The sequence below is a fragment of the Roseateles sp. P5_B10 genome, from assembly GCF_056400485.1.
The window spans coordinates 1-610 of the sequence record NZ_JBFULE010001587.1 but is presented as its reverse complement, the minus strand read 5'-3'; the positions used below and the strand labels follow the sequence as shown (position 1 = coordinate 610).

The following is a 610-nucleotide window of genomic DNA, read 5'->3' as shown; positions in this document are numbered from 1 at the left end:
GCTGCGCACCGCGAAGCGATCGTCGGCACCGGTGCTGCCGCCTTCGCTGCCGAGCATCTGCTTGAAGGTGCGCGTCGGGAACATCCACTCGTGCAGTTGCTCGCCGCCCGCGCCCAGCGGCGCCTCCAGGCTCTGGCGCGGCCCTGCCGCGAAACCGTCGATGGAAATGCTGAAGGCGGCGACTCTGACCTTGGACATCTTGAACTCTCCTGTCGTGCGGTGTGGTGGGAGGGACGGTGCCTGCGTGGAGCCTAACGTCTCGCAGCGTGGACTCAAGCGCCGGGCAACCGCAGGCCGCACAAGCCGGCCACGATGAGTGTCGATACCGCGGCCGCGGCGATCAAACCCGCCATCCAGCCGCGGTTGACGCTCGCCGGCCGCCAGCCATGCGCCAGCAGCACGCTGCGCAGGCCGCTGCACAGGTGGGCGAGCACACAGAACACGCCCAGCGCATAGTGCGGCAGCAGGCGGATGTTCCACGCGTCCAGCAGCAGGCCCTGCGGCGCGCCCGAGGCCCAGGCCCAGTCGGTCTCGATGCCTCGCAAGGTGCGCGCCGACACCAGGGCCGAGTTCATGTGAGTGAGCAGGAAGAAGCCGAGATAGACACCTG

2 pseudogenes are annotated in these 610 nt (G+C 68.9%); both read right to left on the bottom strand.

The features are described from left to right. A pseudogene (locus AC1DU6_RS34730) lies at positions 1-198 on the bottom strand (dihydrofolate reductase family protein); the annotation flags it as partial. Between the two features lie 74 nt (positions 199-272). Further along, positions 273-610, bottom strand: a pseudogene (locus tag AC1DU6_RS34725) (hypothetical protein); the annotation flags it as partial.